Here is a 15,221-nt window from a genome sequence, read left to right as displayed (position 1 = left end):
CCGTGAAGGCCTTCACCCCGGGCTGAGATTCACGGAGCGTCGCCAGGAGGTGGGTTGACGCCAGTCCGCAGATCGTGCTCGGCTGCTGCGATGGTGGTCGGGAGCATGGCGACCAATGGTGGCAATGCCGACTGCACGGTGTCCCAGACGATGTCGAGGTCGATGTCGAAATAGCCGTGTGCGATGCGGTTGCGCGTTGCGCGAATGCTGCGCCAGGGGATGTCGGGGTGCTTTTGCGCAAAGTCCGCGTGGCTGGTCAGCACATTTCCGGCTGCCTCGCCCATGACCACGAGGTTGAAGAGCACGGCCTGCTGCGTGAGCCGATCCGCGATGAAGGAGTTCTTGTCCATGCGCTCGACGAAGCCCACGGCCTGCTGGGCGGCTTGTTGCATGTGGCCCGGATAGTCCACCAGGCGGAGCGCGCTCTTCATACCGGAAGAGCTTCCGCCAGCACGCTGCTGCGGAACTTGGGCGGCAGGTCGCCTGGCGTCAGCAGATCAACCGGCACGCCCAACAGATCCTCGAGCGCCACCTGCAGACCACCCAGGTCAAACAGTGTCGTTCCGGGCAAGGGGTCGACCAGAAGATCCAGATCACTTCCTTCGGTGTCATCCCCGTGCAGCACGGAGCCGAACACGCGCGGATTGACCACCGGAAAACGGCTGGCGATCCGGCGGATGTCCTGGCGCTTCTGCTCGAAAGGGACCGATGGCTTCATGTTGACTCTCCGCCCCGTGCGGATGGGCCGGTCAGTCAACTGAACCGGCGCGGCGTGGCTTTCGTGTGTCGCCGTCGTCGTCGCCGTTCCGGTGGTGACCGCGTCCCGGAGCATCCTATTGATCCGCCCGAGGATTCCGGGTGTTCCCTTCCTTTTCTGAAAGGTTGGCAGACCTCGCCTCATGGTGGTCGTCGCAGCCGCAGAGGCCGCCCAGAAGTGCAGCACCTGCCCTGCGGTCCGCAGTGGCCCTCATCGTCACACAGGCAGGCGCGCTCGCACACCCGGTCGCCGAGCGGCAAACCCCGCTACCGCCGCGCCCCCACCAGCGCCCGCAGCAACTGCCGGTTGGCCTCTTCCACGCCGATGCCGTGCGCGCGGCAGACTGCGCGCAACGCCGGCGTGTCGTCGCCCTCCATGGCGCGCGCGGCCTGCAGTGCCGGGGCGTAGGGGCCGCTGCGCTTGACCGCGGCGGCGTAGATGCGCTCGGACAAGGGCAGCCGGTTCAGTACCTGGCCCAGCGGCTCGTGCAGCAGCAGGTCGAGCTCGGCGAACAGGCCGCACAGGTAGACCTCGCGGCGCAGGCCGTCTTCGGCGCCGGCGTCCAGCAGGTGTTCGGTCAGGCGCGCGCGCAGCACCATCTGGGCCTTGACCGGGCGCAGGTCGATGTCGGTGGCGGCATGTGCACCCTGCTCGGCAAGCCAGCGGCCCAAGGCGCCGTAGCCCAGCATCATCAGCCCGTGGCGCACGGATTCGATGCCGCCGCGCCCGGCCATGGCGGCCGAGTTCGTGAACGACAGGAAGCGGTAGGCCAGCACCGGCTCCTCGCGCACCACGGCCTCGATCTGCTCCATCGACTGGTCGTCGTCCACGGCCTTGCCGGCGCGCCGGATCACCTCGCCGTCCGGCGCCACAGGCTGGTGGCGGTGGGCGTGCAGCACGTCCTCGGACGGCCAGCCGGCAATGGCCAGTGCGCCGGCGCGGTCCAGCAGCAGGTCGGCCAGGGCCCGGCTCTGCACCTCCTCGTAGATCTGGCCCGGCGCGATGCTGCCGTCGGGCTGCCGGCCGGCCGCAGCCTCCTGCAGCGCCGTCGCCGCGGTCAGCGGTGCCAGGGTCAGCAGGCGCAGGAAGAAGCAGGCTTGCAGCGGCGTCTTGGGCCAGTCCTCCAGCGCGCCGCGCCACACCAGCTTGAGGCCGCGTGCATGGGCTTTCTGGGTGCGCTCGTAGATGTCGGGCTCGCTGAGCCATTCGCCGCGCACCTCGATCCAGTAATCGCCGGCCGGCGCGTGCGCCAGCATGTCGGACAGCAGGCGCTTGTTGTGCATGGACAGCAGCAGCTGCGGCGTGGCCATGGACGAGAGTTCCTGCAGCGCCGCGACCAGGTGCACGGCGTCGATCGCGCCGCCCTGGGCGGCCTCGACGAACAACTGCACGGCCTCGAGCTCGCGGGCCCGGTTCCAGAGTGGGCGGTAGCCCAGGGTGATGCTGCCGACGACGGATTGCGTCATGTCTCCTCGCGACCGGAAAACTCAAGTGCCCATTGTGCCGGCACGCCATCCGCAGAACACGAAACTGGGTCGCAAGCTGCTGTTCGAACGGCCGCGGAGCAGGCCATGCGTGTGCACCCGCGGGGCCGGCTCTGCCGGACCGCTGGGTGCGCCCCTTGAGGGGGATGGGACTTCTACACGAAGTGAGAAGTCCAAACGGGGTGGTTTCATCTCACCGGAGGAAGTCGAACAGCGAGAGCTTCTGGATCGAGGCGTAGGTCTGCAACGCGACCTGGTAGCTCGTCTGCTGGTTCTGGAAGTCCGACAGGCCCTGGATCATGTCCATGTCCTCGGCGCGCGAGCGGTCGCCTTCGGCCTGCACGTTGCGGTCTTCCTGCGTGTCGTGGATGCGGTCGGCGCGGTTGAGCAGGTCGCCCGCGCGGCCGCGCATGGCGCCGATGCGTTCCAGGCTGGTGTCCACCTGGGCCAGCGAGATCGCCAGCTCGTGGTTGAAGTTGGCGTTGGCGCTGCTCGCGCCCTTGGTCGAACTGCCGGGCTCGAACATGCCGGCGATGGCGCGGTCCAGCACGCCGAAGATGCTGGGGCGGTCGGCCGGCACCGTGGCGTCCACCTCGAGCCGGTCGCCCTCGGCCGGCACGCCCTTGACCACCATGGAGATGCCACCCAGCGTGATGGTCTGGTTCTCCTTGTAGGGCAGGCCCGTGGTGGTGACGCCCGTGGTGTTGTTGGTGGCGTCGTAGGTCATGGCGCCGGTCGTGGCGTCGACGTGGAAGGTCAGCGTGAAGTCCGTGCCCTCGCTGCCCATCAGGGCAGCGTCCTTGACGATGCCCACGTCGGTGTACATCTGCCCGCTGTTGCCCGCGCCCAGGCTGACCTTGAACACGCCGTTGCTTTCGGGCACGTCCATCCAGGTGGCGCGGCCGTCCAGCGTGCCCGGAATGGCCACGTCGTCGGAGCCGGCCTGGCCGGGCAGGCCGTTGAAGCTGTAGTCGGGGTCGGGCACGGTGCCGTCGGCACTGACCTCGAACGGGGCCGAGGTGCTGCCCAGGCCATGGAACAGCGGCAGCCCATTGGCGTCCTTGCGGTTGGCCAGGGTGACGAGCTCGTCGCGCAGCCCCACCAGCTGCTTGGCGATGGTCTCGCGTTCGGTCGGGCTGTTGACGCCGCTGCCGGCCTGCACCAGCAGGTCGCGGAACTGCTGCAGCAGGGCGGTGGCATCGCCCAGCGTGGATTCGCCGAGCTGGATGGCGCTCTTTTGCGTCTCCAGCGCGCGCTGCTCCACCGTGATGCGGGCGATGCGCGTCTGCGCGCGCTCGGCCTGCGCGGCCGAGGTCGGGTCGTCGCTGGGGCGCACCACGCGCTTGCCCTCGGTCAGCTTGGCCTGCAGGTCGGCCAGGTTGGCCTGGCGCGTCTGCAACGTCTGGCGTGCGGCGTCGAAGGTGTTGGCGGTGCCCAGGCGGGTGAAGGTATTGGCCATGGCGTCAACGGGTCACGGTGGTGATCAGGGCGTCGAAGATGCTCTGCGCCACCTGCAGCATCTTCGCCGAAGCCTGGTAGGCCTGCTGGTACTGGATCAGCTTGGCGGCTTCCTCGTCCAGGTTCACACCGGAGACTCCGGTGCGCTGGGCCTCCAGGTCTTCGGCGATGGACTTGGACACGTCGGCCGCGTACTGCGCGCTCTGGGCCCGCACGCCCACGTTGGCGATCAGCGCGGCGTAGCCGTCGGTCAGCGGCGCGCCGTCGAACAGCTTCATGTCGCGCAGGTCCATCAGGGCCTTGGCATTGCCGGCGTCCAGCGGCGCGTAGGCCGGGTTGATGGCGCCCACGGTCAGCGTGTCGCCGGGCTGCGGCGCGCCGCTCAGCGTCAATGTCCAGGCCGAGGGGTTGGCGCCGTCGTAGCTGATCGGCGTGCCCGGGCTGTAGGTGAAGGTGCCCGGCACGTCCGAGCGCGTGTACTGGGTGCCGCTCGTGAAGGTGATCGTCACGTTGGCCGGTGCCGGCACCGAGCCCGCCGCCAGCTTGCCGACCGCCAGGCCGCCGGTGTTGGTCGTGCCCATGCTGGCCTGCACCGGGCTGGCGACGGCCAGGTCGCGCGGCGAGGCGAACAGCGTGTGCATGTTGCCGGCCGCCTGCGCATAGGGCCGCAGCAGGAAACTGTCGCCGGTGGCGGCTGCGCCGGTGATGTCCAGCGCCAGCCCATCGACCGTGGGCGGCGGGCCGGGGGCCACGGCCGGCGTGGCGCCGTCGGACAGCCGCGTCACCGTGTAGGTGGTCGGCGACGTGAAGGTCACGCGGTAGTCGGAGGCGCGCAGCTGGCTCGCGTCGGCCACGCTGATGCCGATGGCGGCGCTGCCCGTGTTGCTCGCGAAGGCCGCGCCGTCGGCCATGGCGACGGGCGTGAACAGGTCGCCGCCGGGGTCGCCATCCAGGTCCAGCCCCAGCCTGTGCTGTGCATTGATGGCCGTGGTGATGGAGACCGCCATGCGCCCGAGCAGGTTCTGCGCCTCCACCAGGTCCTCGTTCTGAAAGCGCATCAACCCGGACAGCGAACCGCCGCCCAGCATGCTGTCCTGCAGCTTGACCTCGGTGCTGCCGTTGACGAGCCGCAGCTCGCTGCGGGTGGGGTCCAGCGGATCGTTGGCCACCTTGAGCTCCAGCGCGCGGGTGCCCAGCACCACGGGCTGGCTCTGCGCCACGAACACGCTGACGGTGCCGTCGTTGTTCTCCAGCGTCGTCGTCTGGACGTACTTGTTCATCTCGCTGATGAGCTGGTCGCGTCGGTCCAGCAGGTCGTTGGGCGGCTGGTTCAGGCCGACGACGGCCTGGATCTGGCGGTTGACCTCGGCGATGCCGGTGATCAGCGTGTTCAGCGTGGATACGCTGTTTTCCAGCTCCTCGGTCAGCCCGCGCTGCAGGTTGGCCAGCTGGGTGGCGGTGTCGTTGAAGCGCGAGGCCGTTTCCGAGGCGCGCGTCAGCACCACGGTGCGGGCCGTCAGGTCGGTCGGCGCGCTGGCCACGTCGGAGAACGCGTTCATCATCTCGCTGACCGAAGCCCCCAGCCCGGTCTTGCCGGTGCCGAACAGCTCCTCGAGCTGCAGCAGCTTCTCGGCGCGCGACACGTCCTGTGCCGAGACCGACTTGGACAGCGCGGCCTGGCGCGTCAGGTAGGCGTCGTAGACGCGCTGGATCGACGCCACCTCCACGCCCTTGCCGATGTAGCCGCCGCCGGTGTACTGGCCCTCCACGGTGGCGAGGTTGACCACCTGGCGCGAGTAGCCCACGGTGGCGTTGTTGGCGATGTTGTGGCCGATCGTGGACAACGCGGCCTGGTTGGCCTGCAGCGCGCGGACGCCGACGTTGAGGATGTTGCTCATGGCGCGCCGCGGGTCATGCGTTCAGCGCGCGCTGCACCTGCAGCGTGCTGTTGATCACGCGGCTGAGCTTGCCCGCATAGTCGGGGTCGGTGGCATAGCCGGCGCGCTTGAGTTCGGTGGCAAAAGCCAGCGGCGAGGCCGTCTTGGCCAGCACCTTCTCGTAGCGCGGGCTGTTGGTGATCAGGTTCGCGTAGTCGCGGAACGAATCCTCGTACGAGTCGTAGGCGCGGAACTTGGCCTTGACCTTGCGCGCCTCGCCGTTCACGTATTCGGTGGTCGTCACCTCGGCCACCTTGCCGGTCCAGCCCGGGCCGGCCTTGATGCCGAACAGGTTGAACGAGGGGCTGCCGTCGGCATGCTTGATCTCGCGCTTGCCCCAGCCGGTCTCGTGTGCGGCCTGGCCCATCATGTAGTGGGCCGGGATGCCGCTTTGCTGCTCGATGCGCTCGGCCGCCTCCTGGTGCTGCTGCACGAAATCCTGCTTGGCGCCGGCGCTGCCCGCGGGCATGCGCGACACCTTGGCGCCGTCGCTGGCCGGCGGCAGCACGCGCGTGTTGTCCATGGCCACCGTGTGGCGCGAGAGCTGGCGCTCGATGGCCGCCGAGATGCCGCCCGGCAGGCCGGACATGGAGACCGAGAGCTGCTGGTCCAGCAGGTCCGAACTGATCTCGCTCTGCGGGCTGTCGAGCAGGCCGGACTTCATGGTCGCGTCGCGCATGCTCTTGATCAGCTCGCGCATGAACAGCGATTCGAGCTGTTTCGCGGCTTCCTTGATGGCGCCGGCGCCGTCCTTGTTGGCCTGGGCCTTGAGCGCGTCCAGCGAGCGCGCGTCGGCGGCGAGGGCGTTGTTCTTGGTGACCAGCGGCGACAGCGACATGTCAGATCACCTCCAGCTCGGCATTCAGGGCGCCCGCGGCCTTGATGGCCTGCAGGATGGCCAGCAGGTCCTGCGGCGTGGCGCCCAGCGCGTTCAGCGCGCGCACCACGTCGCCCAGCTGCGGCGCGCCCTGCAACTGGATGAGCTTGCCGGGTTCCTGCTTGACCGAGATGTCCGACTGCTGGCCGACCACGGTCTGGCCCTGCGAGAACGGCGCGGGCTGGCTGATCACGGGCGTGGTGGCGATGCTGACCGACAGGTTGCCGTGCGCGATGGCGCAGGGGCCCAGCGTCACGGCCTGGTTCAGCACGATGGAGCCCGTGCGCGAATTGATGACCACCTTGGCCGAGGGCGCGGCCATGTCGAAGCGCAGTTCCTCCAGCTCGGCGATGAAGTTCACGCGCGCATGCGGCGTGCTGGGCGCGCGCACCTGCACCGTGCGGCCGTCCAGCGCCTGGGCCAGGCCCTGGCCCAGCTTGTCGTTGATGACGCTGGCCACCCGGCGCGCTGTCTGGAAGTCCGAGGCGTCCAGGCCCAGCACGATGTGGTCGCCCTCCTGCAGCGGCGTGGGCACGCTGCGCTCGACCTGGCCGCCGCCCGGGATGCGGCCGGCCGACAGGTGGTTGATCTGTACCTTGCTGCCGCCCGCGGCCGCGCCGGCGCCGGCCACCACCAGGCTGCCCTGGGCCAGCGCGTAGACCTCGCCGTCGGCACCGCGCAGCGGCGTGGCGATCAGCGTGCCGCCCTTGAGCGACTTGGCGTTGCCCATGGAGGAGACGGTCACGTCGATGGCCTGGCCCGGCTGCGCGAACGGCGGGAGCTCGGCGGTGACCAGCACCGCCGCCACGTTCTTGAGCTGCAGCTGCGAGGCCTGGTTGGCCGGCAGCACGATGCCCTGCTGCTGCAGGTAGTTGGACAGGCTCTGCGTGGTGTAGGGCATCTGCGTGGTCTGGTCGCCGGTGCCGTCCAGGCCCACCACCAGGCCGTAGCCTGTCAACTGGTTGCTGCGCACGCCCTGGACCGCGGCCACCTCCTTGATGCGCATGGCCTGCACGGGCTGGGCCAGCAGTGCGAAGGCGAGCAGCGGGAGCAGGAGGCGTGGCAGGAATGTCATGGCAGTGCTCGGAAAGAGAGGGCTGCCGCGATTGTGCGAAGCCTCAGAACGGCAGAACGCTCAAAAAGAACCGTGCCAGCCAGCCAATTGCCATGGCGTCCTGCTGCTGGCCGCGGCCGCGCGACTCCACGCGCACGTTGGCCACGGCCGTGGACGGCACGATGGAGCCGGGCAGCACGGCGCGCGGGTCCACCGTGCCCGAGAAGCGCAGCACGTCCACGTTCTGGTTCACGCCGATCTGCTTTTCGCCGAGCACGGCCAGGTGGCCGTTGGGCAGCACGTCGACCACGGTGGTGGTGATGGTGCCGCTGAAGGTGTTGGCCGCGCTGGTGCCGCCGCTGCCGGCGAAGGTGTTCTCCGACTCCGCGCCGACGTTGAGCTTGCCCAGGCGGTTGGCCGACAGGAAGGGAAAGGCGCTGATGCCGCTGCTCACGCTGCCGGACTTGTCGACCGAAGCGGTGCTGGTCTGGCTGGCGTTGAGGTTTTCCACGATCTGCACCGTGAGCGTGTCGCCCACCAGACGCGGGCGGCGGTCCTCGAAGAAGGGGCGGTAGCGCACCTGCGAGTACAGGCCGCCCGTGGCCACGGGCGCGGGTTGCGGCGCGATGGCCACGGGACGCTGGGTCACGGGGTCGGGGAATTCGACCTTGGGCGTCTGCTGCAGCGTCTCGCAGCCCGCCAGCGCGAGCGCGGCCAGGGCCAGCAGCCAGGGGCGCAGGGAAGTTTGGCGGCGCATGCGGGCTCCTTACAGCTGCGCGAGCTTTTGCAGCATCTGGTCGGAGGTCTGCACGGCCTTGGAGTTCATCTCGTAGGCGCGCTGCGTCTGGATCATGGTCACCAGCTCCTGCACCACGTTGACGTTCGACGTTTCCAGGTAGCCCTGCTTCATGATGCCCAGGCCGTTGGTGCCCGGCGTGCCGCCCTGCGGCTGGCCCGAGGCGGCCGTCTCGGTGAAGATGTTCTGGCCGCGCGGCTCCAGGCCCGGCGGGTTGATGAAGGTGGACATGGCGATGGTGCCCACCTGCTGTGGCGCGGTGTTGCCGGGCAGCATCACGCTCACGGTCCCGGTCTCGCTGATGCTCACCGACAGCGTGTTGGGCGGGACGGTGATGCCGTTGGCCACGGGCAGGCCGTTGGAGGTGACCAGCCGGCCCTGGGAGTCGACCTCGAAGCTGCCGTCGCGCGTGTAGCCCACGGTGCCGTCGGGCAACTGGATGTTGAAGAAGCCGTTGCCGTTGATGGCCACGTCGAAGTGGTTGTCGGTCAGCTGCAGCGTGCCTTGCGAGAACTGCCGGCTGGTGGCCACGGTGCGCACGCCCAGGCCCAGCTGCAGGCCGGTGGGCAGCTGCTCGGCCTCGGTGTTGTTGGCGCCGACCTGGCGCAGGTTCTGGTAGATCAGGTCTTCGAACACCGCGTTGGAACGCTTGAAGCCGGTGGTCGAGACGTTGGCCAGGTTGTGCGAGATGACGTCCAGCTGGGTCTGCTGGGCTTCCATGCCGGTCTTGGAGATCCAGAGCGAATTGATCATGGCGGTTCCTTGTTAGCCCTGGACGCCCAGGAGTTGGCTGGCGCTCTTGTCGCCGGCCTCGGCGAGCTGCAGCAGGCGCATCTGCGTTTCGAACTGGCGGGCGACCTGGATCATCCCGACCATGGTTTCCACGGCGTTCACGTTGGAGCCCTCCAGCGCGCCGGCGGCCATGCGCGCATTGGCGTCGTTGGCCATCGGGTCGCCCGAGGTGGTGCGGAACAGGCCGTCGTCGCCGCGCTTGAGCGGGTCGTCCGGCGTGGGCGTGGCCAGCTTGAGCCGGCCCAGGTTGGTGGGCGGCAAGTTGCCCACCTTGGCACTGATGCTGCCGTCCGAGCCCAGCGTGACCTCGGCGTTGGGCGGCACGTCGATGGGCGCGCCGCCATCGCTGAGCACGGGCAGGCCCTGCGGATTCACGAGCGTGCCGGCGGCCGTGACCTCGAAGGCGCCGCCGCGCGTGTAGGCCTCGGTGCCGTCCAGGCCCTGCACGGCGAACCAGGCGTTGTCGCGCGCCATCGCATCGAGGTTGCGGCCGGTGCGCTGCACCGGGCCCGGCGTGCTGTCGTGGCCGCGCGTGGTCTCCAGCGCGAACACCCGGCTGCTGGAACCCGGGCCGTTCAGCGGCACCGAGCGGAAGGTCGACAGCTCGGCCCGAAAGCCGTTGGTCGAGACGTTGGCGAGGTTGTTGGACAACACCGCCTGCCGTCCGGAGGCGGCGGTGGCGCCGGTCATCGCGGTGTAGATGATGTGGTCCATGGTTCAGCCTCAGCGGATGTTCAGAATCGTGTTCAGGACCTGGTCCTGCGTCTTGATGGTCTGGGCGTTGGCCTGGTAGGTGCGCTGCGCCGTCATCATGTTCACGAGCTCCTTGGTCAGGTCGACGTTGGAGTCCTCCAGCGTGCCGGCGCGCACCACGCCCAGGTTGCCGGTGCCGGGCACGCCCGTGGCCGTGGGCTCCAGGCCCGAGGCCGGCGTCGCCATCCACAGGTTGCCGCCGATCGGCGACAGGCCCTGCTCGTTGGTGAAGGTGGCCAGCTGGATCTGGCCGGCCGCCAGCGTCTTGCCGTTGGAGTACACGCCCAGCACCACGCCGCTGTCGTCGATGTTGATGGCGGTCAGCTTGCCCGAGGTCTGGCCGTCGGCCAGCGCCTTGGTCACCGAGAAGCGCGAGGAGCCGTACTGCGTGGCGCGTTCCAGGTTGAGGTCGATCGGGAAGGTGGTGCCGTCCGACTCGGGAATGTTCAGCTGGGTCAGCGCGTTGGAGGAGGTCAGCTCGCCGTCGTTGCCGAAGGTCATGGTGCCGCTGTTGGTCAGCGCGCCGCCGTCCACCGAGGTCCAGACGTCCCAGGTGTTGTTGGCGGTCTTGGTGAAGTAAATGCCAATCGGCACGGCCGTGCCCAGCGAGTTGTAGGTCACGGCCGAGGTGCCGTAGGTCTCGATCGGCGGCACCAGTGCGCTCGGCGCTGTGCCGGTGGGCACGGTGGCCGAGGCGTCCAGGTTGAAGCGCAGGTTCAGCTCGGTGCTGCGGTCGGCCTTGATCTCGCCGCCGGCTGGCAGGATCAGCGGGCCGATGGTGCCGCCGGTCGGGATCACGCCGTCCGGCGTGGCCGTGATGCCCAGCAGGCTGCCGCCGTCGTTGGTCACGATCTGGCCGTCCTTGGTCAGCTTGAACGAGCCGTCGCGGGTGTAGGCGCGCGTGCCGTTGGGCTGGTCGATCTGGAAGAAGCCGTTGCCGTTGATCGCCACGTCCAGCGAGCGGCCGGTCACCGACAGGTTGCCCTGCGTGAACTGCTGCGACACGGTGGCCACCTCGACGCCGATGCCCTGGTTGATGCCGCCGGCCGAGCCCATGGCGTTGGCGTACAGCTCGGCGAACTCGGCGCGCGAGGCCTTCATGCCGGTGGTGTTGGCGTTGGCGATGTTGTGGCCGATGACGTCCAGGTTCTTGCTGGCGGCGCTCAGACCGGAGAGACCTTGTTGAAATGCCATGGAAAGCTCCTGAGGCGTGGGGGGTTCAGAGAATGGCCTTGACGCTGCTGTAGGGCAGCGTCTTGCCGCCGGCCAACTGCAGCGTGAGCACGTTGTTGTCGTTGCTCACGCCTTCGACGCGGGTGCGCTGCAGCGCGGTGGCGGTGACGGCGGTGTTGTTGGCCTTGGGCATCACGGTGAAGGTCAATGCCTCGCTGCCGCTGTACTTGGTGGCGTCCCACTCGAAGGCATGGCGGCCGGCGGCCAGCGCGCCCATGTCGATGGTGTCGACCAGGGTGCCGCCGGCGGTGCGCACCTGCACCTTCACGCTGTCGGCATTGGTGGCCAGGTCGAAGCCGCCGCGGCCCACCTTGTCGGTGACCTGCAGTGCCGAACCCTCGGTCAGCACGTCGTGGCCGACCATGGCGGCGCCCTGCAGCGCCTGCATCGAGGCCATCTGCGCCAGCACGTTGTTGACGGTGGAGTTCAGGTTCTCGATGCCCGTCACGGTGTTGAGCTGGGCGATCTGCGAGGTCATCTGCGCGTTGTCCAGCGGATTCATCGGGTCCTGGTTGTTGAGCTGCGCGACCAGCAGCTTGAGGAAGCGGTCCTGCACCGCCTGCGCGCTCGAGTCGTTCTTGCTCGTGCCGCTGGTGCTGCCGGTGCCGGTACTGCTGGTGCCGTTGACGGAGTTCAGGACGTCGGTGGAAATGGCCATGGTGTGGGTCTTTCAGGTGGCGGGCGCAGCGGGCTCACTGGCCCATCTGCAGCGTCTTGAGCAGCAGCGTCTTGGCCGTGTTCATGACTTCCACGTTGTTCTGGTAGGAGCGCGAGGCCGAGATCATGTTGACCATCTCCTCGACCGCGTTGACGTTGGAATGCGTGACATAGCCCTCGGCATCGGCCAGCGGGTGGTTCGGGTCCAGCACCTTGCGCGCCGGCGCCTCGCTCTCGGTCACCTGGCGCACGGACACGCCGGCGGCGCTGTCGGCGCCCATCAGCGTGGTCTGGAACACCACCTGGCGCGCCCTGTAGGGCTGGGCGTCGGGACCGGCCACGGCGTCCACGTTGGCCAGGTTGGAGGCCACCACGTTGAGCCGCTGCGACTGGGCGCTGATGCCGCTGCCCGAGACGCCGAAGATCGAGAACATCGACATGGCGAAGCTCCTTATTGCCCCTGGATGGCCGTGAGCATGGTCTTGGCCTGGCCGTTGATGAAACGCAGCGCGGCCTCGTAGCGCACGGTGTTGTCGACGAAGTTGGCGCGTTCGCGGTCCAGGTCCACGGTGTTCTGGTCCAGGTTGGGCTGGGCCTGCACGCTGTAGCCGAGTTCGGGATCGTTCTGGTGCGAGAGCTCGCCGATGCGCGAGAACGGCAGGTGGCCGGCCGCGGTGCGGGCCTGGCCGGTGGAGACCACGTAGCCCTTGTCGCCCTGCATCACGTTCTTGAGCGCGTCGCCGAACTTGTAGTCGCGCGCGACGAAGCCCGGGGTGTCCACGTTGGCGATGTTGCTCGCGATGGTGCGCTGGCGTTCCGAGCGCAGCAGCAGGGCGCGGGCCTGGAAGTCCAGCGTGCCGGTCAATTTGTCCAACATGGGCATCACCTCGTGCGATGGTTGGCTCCGCCACAGGTGCGGACGGAGCAGGGGGTGCCGGGAATTGTGAAAGTCCGCCGGCTGTGCGAAGCCGCGATGAGGGCCTTGTTTGGCGCGCAGTTCGGAGCTTCGACCGGCGCCGGCCTGCCTACAGTTGCGGCTGTCCCATTCACGCTTGCAGGAGGTATGGCCATGGGTTTTGCACGAACGCTCCGACAGGGCCTGTGGCCGCTGGCCGCCGCGCTGTGCGCACCGGCCTGGGCGCAGTACGAACAGATCAGCCAGCAGTGGGTGGAGCAGGCGCTGGCCCAGCTGCCGGCCGAGGCCAAGGGCCCGCTGCGCATGGAGGTCAGCATCGGTGCGCTGGACAGCCGGCTCAAGCTGGCGCCCTGCGGCCAGGTCGAGCCCTACATGCCGCCCAATACCCGCCTGTGGGGCCGCACACGGCTGGGCCTGCGCTGCGTGGACGGCGCCACGCGCTGGAGCGTGTTCCTGCCCGTCACGGTCAAGGCCTTCGGACCGGCCTGGCTGCTGCGCGGCCAGGTGGCCCAGGGCGCGGTGCTGACCGCCGACGACGCCGAGCAGGGCGAGGTCGACTGGGCCGAGGACCGCTCGCCCGTGCTCGCTGATCCGGCGCTGTGGGTCGGGCAGATCGCCACGCGCAGCTACATGCCCGGCCAGGCCATCCGCCAGTCCATGGTGCGCGCGCCGCTGGCCTTTCAGGCCGGCGCCCAGGTGCGCGTGGTGGCCCAGGGCTCGGGCTTTTCGATCAGCTCGGACGGACAGGCGCTGACGGTCGGCGTGATCGGCCAGGCCGCGCGCGTGCGCATGGACAACGGCCGCATCCTGACGGGCACCGTGCTGGACGCCCGTACAGTCGAGCTGGCCATGTGACGCCTGTCGGCAAGGAATTCACATGTTCGCCCTCAAGTCGCTCTTGAAACTGCCGATAGCATCTGCACGATGCCCTTTTCAAAGGGGCCATGGAGAGTGCAATGAAGATCGGACAGACGCCCGACCCGAATCCGGGAATCACCCCGGCCAAGCGGCCCGGGCCAGAAACGGAAGCCGCCGCCCAGGCGAAGGCGGCCGCTGTCCGCACGCCTGCGGCCACGCCGGGCGCGTCGGTCAGCGTGTCCACGCTGGGCAAGACGCTGGAAGCCACGCGCCGCGCCGAGGCTGGCGACATCGATCAGTCCAAGGTCGACGAGATCAAGGCGGCGATCGCCGACGGCAGCTACCAGATCAATCCCGAAGCCATTGCCGACAAGATGCTCGCCAATGCGCAGGAAATGCTGCAACCCAAGCGCGGCACCGGCAACCACTGAGGCTGGGCCACAGCCTGAACCGGAGCCACCGCCATGGTGGCTGACAGCTTTCTCCACCAGCTCGCCGAGGCCGAGGCGCAGCTCGATTCCCTGACCCGCTTGTTGCTGCAAGGCGATGCCACCGCCTACGAGGCCGGCGCGCTCGCGTTCCGCCAGGCGTTGGCGCAACTGGCCCACGCTGCCGCCGAACAGCCCCGCCCGCTGTCGGATGCCGTGGGCGCGCGGCTGGCGCAGCTGGCGCGGGCGCTGGCGCAGCAGCGCGACCAGCTCGCACGCCGCACCGTGGTGGTGGCACGCAGCCTGGCCGTGGTGCTGCCGCACAAGCAGCCGACCTACCAGGCGCCGGGCCGGCGCGCCGGCTTCAGCGGCGCGGCGCCGCAGATCTACTCGGCGCCCGCCCGCTAAGACGCTTGAGTACCGGCATGCAAGAACGCCCTGCATCGCAGGGCGTTCGTTTTTGCATGCCTGTCGGCCCAGGCGTGTTCAATGCGCCCGCATCTTGGCGCGCAGCCGCGCCACCGACTGGCTGTGCAATTGGCACACGCGCGATTCGGTGATGCCCAGCACCGCGGCGATCTCCTTGAGGTTGAGGTCCTTCTCGTAGTACATGCTCATGATGTACTGTTCGCGCTTGGGCAGCGACTTGATGGCCTCGACCAGCGCACTGCGCAAGCGGTCGTTGCGCAGCAGGTTCAGTGGGTCGGCCTCGGCGTCGCCGGTGTGGCGGTCGAGGAAGCCCTCGGCATCCTCGTCGCCGCCCATGTCTTCCAGGTACACGAGCTGGGTGCCGCGCACCTTGTCCAGCAGTTCCTGGTATTCGCCGAGCGCCATGCCGAGTTCGGCCGCGATCTCGGACTCCTTGGCGCTGCGGCCCAGGCGTTGTTCCACGCGCTGCACGGCGCGTTCGATGTCCTTCTGGCTCTTGCGCGAGCCGCGCGACATCCAGTCGCCCTCGCGCAACTCGTCGATCATGGCGCCGCGGATGCGCTGCGTGGCGAAGGTCTCGAACTGCACGCCCTGGGCCGCCTCGTAGCGCGTCAGCGCCTCGGACAGGCCGATCATGCCGACCTGGATCAGGTCGTCCAGCTCCACGTTGGCCGGCAGCTTGGCGATCATGTGGTGCGCAAGGCGGCGCACCAGCGGCACGTACTGCCGGATCATGTGCTCGCGGTCGAGTTGGCCTTTGGCGGTGTACATGTCAGTCGCCTCCCTTCGCCG

Annotated in this window: 18 protein-coding genes; 3 read left to right on the top strand and 15 right to left on the bottom strand. The window is 68.8% G+C overall.

Annotated elements, in window-relative coordinates; all coding sequences use genetic code 11:
• Positions 1–29: 29 nt before the first annotated feature.
• The 14 genes from IE209_RS18885 to flgB form a co-directional block, all read right to left on the bottom strand.
• Positions 30–431: a HepT-like ribonuclease domain-containing protein gene (locus IE209_RS18885; RefSeq protein WP_189688483.1), complete on the bottom strand. Its 402-nt coding sequence runs from the start codon at positions 429–431 to the stop codon at positions 30–32.
• Positions 428–718, bottom strand: a complete 291-nt coding sequence (locus tag IE209_RS18880; RefSeq protein ID WP_189688482.1) for a nucleotidyltransferase family protein — start codon at positions 716–718, stop codon at positions 428–430. Before IE209_RS18880 ends, IE209_RS18885 begins: the two co-directional genes overlap by 4 nt.
• A 305-nt stretch (positions 719–1,023) precedes the next feature.
• Positions 1,024–2,223: an HDOD domain-containing protein gene (locus tag IE209_RS18875; protein ID WP_189688481.1), complete on the bottom strand. Its 1,200-nt coding sequence runs from the start codon at positions 2,221–2,223 to the stop codon at positions 1,024–1,026.
• Between the two features lie 211 nt (positions 2,224–2,434).
• Positions 2,435–3,700 (bottom strand): flagellar hook-associated protein FlgL, encoded by a 1,266-nt coding sequence (gene flgL, locus IE209_RS18870; RefSeq protein WP_189688480.1) that lies wholly within the window; start codon positions 3,698–3,700, stop codon positions 2,435–2,437.
• A 4-nt stretch (positions 3,701–3,704) separates the two neighbouring features.
• Positions 3,705–5,597, bottom strand: coding sequence for a flagellar hook-associated protein FlgK (flgK, locus tag IE209_RS18865; protein ID WP_189688479.1), 1,893 nt, complete (start codon positions 5,595–5,597; stop codon positions 3,705–3,707).
• Between the two features lie 13 nt (positions 5,598–5,610).
• Positions 5,611–6,474 (bottom strand): flagellar assembly peptidoglycan hydrolase FlgJ, encoded by an 864-nt coding sequence (gene flgJ, locus IE209_RS18860; protein WP_189688478.1) that lies wholly within the window; start codon positions 6,472–6,474, stop codon positions 5,611–5,613.
• A 1-nt stretch (position 6,475) separates the two neighbouring features.
• The gene (locus tag IE209_RS18855; RefSeq protein ID WP_189688477.1) at positions 6,476–7,588 is read right to left on the bottom strand and encodes a flagellar basal body P-ring protein FlgI; all 1,113 of its coding nucleotides are present in this window, start codon (positions 7,586–7,588) and stop codon (positions 6,476–6,478) included.
• Between the two features lie 43 nt (positions 7,589–7,631).
• Positions 7,632–8,324, bottom strand: coding sequence for a flagellar basal body L-ring protein FlgH (locus IE209_RS18850; protein ID WP_189688476.1), 693 nt, complete (start codon positions 8,322–8,324; stop codon positions 7,632–7,634).
• A 9-nt stretch (positions 8,325–8,333) separates the two neighbouring features.
• Positions 8,334–9,116 carry a flagellar basal-body rod protein FlgG gene (flgG, locus tag IE209_RS18845; RefSeq protein WP_189688475.1) on the bottom strand — a complete coding sequence of 261 codons (783 nt, stop codon included), beginning with the start codon at positions 9,114–9,116 and terminating at the stop codon, positions 8,334–8,336.
• A gap of 12 nt (positions 9,117–9,128) precedes the next feature.
• Positions 9,129–9,869 (bottom strand): flagellar basal body rod protein FlgF, encoded by a 741-nt coding sequence (locus tag IE209_RS18840; protein ID WP_189688474.1) that lies wholly within the window; start codon positions 9,867–9,869, stop codon positions 9,129–9,131.
• 9 nt (positions 9,870–9,878) lie between these two features.
• Positions 9,879–11,102, bottom strand: coding sequence for a flagellar hook protein FlgE (flgE, locus tag IE209_RS18835; RefSeq protein ID WP_189688473.1), 1,224 nt, complete (start codon positions 11,100–11,102; stop codon positions 9,879–9,881).
• Positions 11,103–11,127: 25 nt separating this feature from the next.
• Positions 11,128–11,799 (bottom strand): flagellar hook assembly protein FlgD, encoded by a 672-nt coding sequence (locus IE209_RS18830; RefSeq protein WP_189688472.1) that lies wholly within the window; start codon positions 11,797–11,799, stop codon positions 11,128–11,130.
• A gap of 34 nt (positions 11,800–11,833) precedes the next feature.
• Positions 11,834–12,238, bottom strand: coding sequence for a flagellar basal body rod protein FlgC (flgC, locus tag IE209_RS18825; protein WP_189688471.1), 405 nt, complete (start codon positions 12,236–12,238; stop codon positions 11,834–11,836).
• A gap of 11 nt (positions 12,239–12,249) precedes the next feature.
• A complete protein-coding gene (flgB, locus tag IE209_RS18820; protein ID WP_145547569.1) occupies positions 12,250–12,675 on the bottom strand; it encodes a flagellar basal body rod protein FlgB in 426 nt (141 codons plus the stop codon).
• Positions 12,676–12,867: 192 nt separating this feature from the next.
• Between flgB and flgA the strand changes: the two genes are divergently transcribed.
• From flgA to IE209_RS18805, 3 genes are all read left to right on the top strand, one after another.
• Entirely contained in the window at positions 12,868–13,569 is a 702-nt protein-coding gene (flgA, locus tag IE209_RS18815) for a flagellar basal body P-ring formation chaperone FlgA (protein WP_189688470.1), read from the top strand.
• A gap of 101 nt (positions 13,570–13,670) precedes the next feature.
• Complete coding sequence (gene flgM / locus IE209_RS18810; protein ID WP_189688469.1) at positions 13,671–14,003, top strand: flagellar biosynthesis anti-sigma factor FlgM; 333 nt, start codon at positions 13,671–13,673, stop codon at positions 14,001–14,003.
• A 33-nt stretch (positions 14,004–14,036) separates the two neighbouring features.
• On the top strand, positions 14,037–14,408 hold the full coding sequence (locus IE209_RS18805; protein WP_189688468.1) for a hypothetical protein: 372 nt from the start codon (positions 14,037–14,039) through the stop codon (positions 14,406–14,408).
• Positions 14,409–14,486: 78 nt separating this feature from the next.
• On the opposite strand, the gene IE209_RS18800 is transcribed toward IE209_RS18805, so the two are convergent.
• A complete protein-coding gene (locus IE209_RS18800; protein WP_189688467.1) occupies positions 14,487–15,200 on the bottom strand; it encodes an RNA polymerase sigma factor FliA in 714 nt (237 codons plus the stop codon).
• Positions 15,201–15,221: the final 21 nt, after the last annotated feature.

Source organism: Pseudorhodoferax aquiterrae, from assembly GCF_014652235.1.
Classification (GTDB): Bacteria; Pseudomonadota; Gammaproteobacteria; order Burkholderiales; family Burkholderiaceae_C; genus Pseudorhodoferax; species Pseudorhodoferax aquiterrae.
This window is presented reverse-complemented; position numbering and strand designations above follow the sequence as displayed.

Coding starts and splice junctions, on each gene's coding strand:
- IE209_RS18885 (WP_189688483.1), bottom strand. CDS start 431: ATGAAGAGCGCGCTCCGCCTGGTGGACTATCCGGGCCACATGCAACAA.
- IE209_RS18880 (WP_189688482.1), bottom strand. CDS start 718: ATGAAGCCATCGGTCCCTTTCGAGCAGAAGCGCCAGGACATCCGCCGG.
- IE209_RS18875 (WP_189688481.1), bottom strand. CDS start 2,223: ATGACGCAATCCGTCGTCGGCAGCATCACCCTGGGCTACCGCCCACTC.
- flgL (WP_189688480.1), bottom strand. CDS start 3,700: ATGGCCAATACCTTCACCCGCCTGGGCACCGCCAACACCTTCGACGCC.
- flgK (WP_189688479.1), bottom strand. CDS start 5,597: ATGAGCAACATCCTCAACGTCGGCGTCCGCGCGCTGCAGGCCAACCAG.
- flgJ (WP_189688478.1), bottom strand. CDS start 6,474: ATGTCGCTGTCGCCGCTGGTCACCAAGAACAACGCCCTCGCCGCCGAC.
- IE209_RS18855 (WP_189688477.1), bottom strand. CDS start 7,588: ATGACATTCCTGCCACGCCTCCTGCTCCCGCTGCTCGCCTTCGCACTG.
- IE209_RS18850 (WP_189688476.1), bottom strand. CDS start 8,324: ATGCGCCGCCAAACTTCCCTGCGCCCCTGGCTGCTGGCCCTGGCCGCG.
- flgG (WP_189688475.1), bottom strand. CDS start 9,116: ATGATCAATTCGCTCTGGATCTCCAAGACCGGCATGGAAGCCCAGCAG.
- IE209_RS18840 (WP_189688474.1), bottom strand. CDS start 9,869: ATGGACCACATCATCTACACCGCGATGACCGGCGCCACCGCCGCCTCC.
- flgE (WP_189688473.1), bottom strand. CDS start 11,102: ATGGCATTTCAACAAGGTCTCTCCGGTCTGAGCGCCGCCAGCAAGAAC.
- IE209_RS18830 (WP_189688472.1), bottom strand. CDS start 11,799: ATGGCCATTTCCACCGACGTCCTGAACTCCGTCAACGGCACCAGCAGT.
- flgC (WP_189688471.1), bottom strand. CDS start 12,238: ATGTCGATGTTCTCGATCTTCGGCGTCTCGGGCAGCGGCATCAGCGCC.
- flgB (WP_145547569.1), bottom strand. CDS start 12,675: ATGTTGGACAAATTGACCGGCACGCTGGACTTCCAGGCCCGCGCCCTG.
- flgA (WP_189688470.1), top strand. CDS start 12,868: ATGGGTTTTGCACGAACGCTCCGACAGGGCCTGTGGCCGCTGGCCGCC.
- flgM (WP_189688469.1), top strand. CDS start 13,671: ATGAAGATCGGACAGACGCCCGACCCGAATCCGGGAATCACCCCGGCC.
- IE209_RS18805 (WP_189688468.1), top strand. CDS start 14,037: ATGGTGGCTGACAGCTTTCTCCACCAGCTCGCCGAGGCCGAGGCGCAG.
- IE209_RS18800 (WP_189688467.1), bottom strand. CDS start 15,200: ATGTACACCGCCAAAGGCCAACTCGACCGCGAGCACATGATCCGGCAG.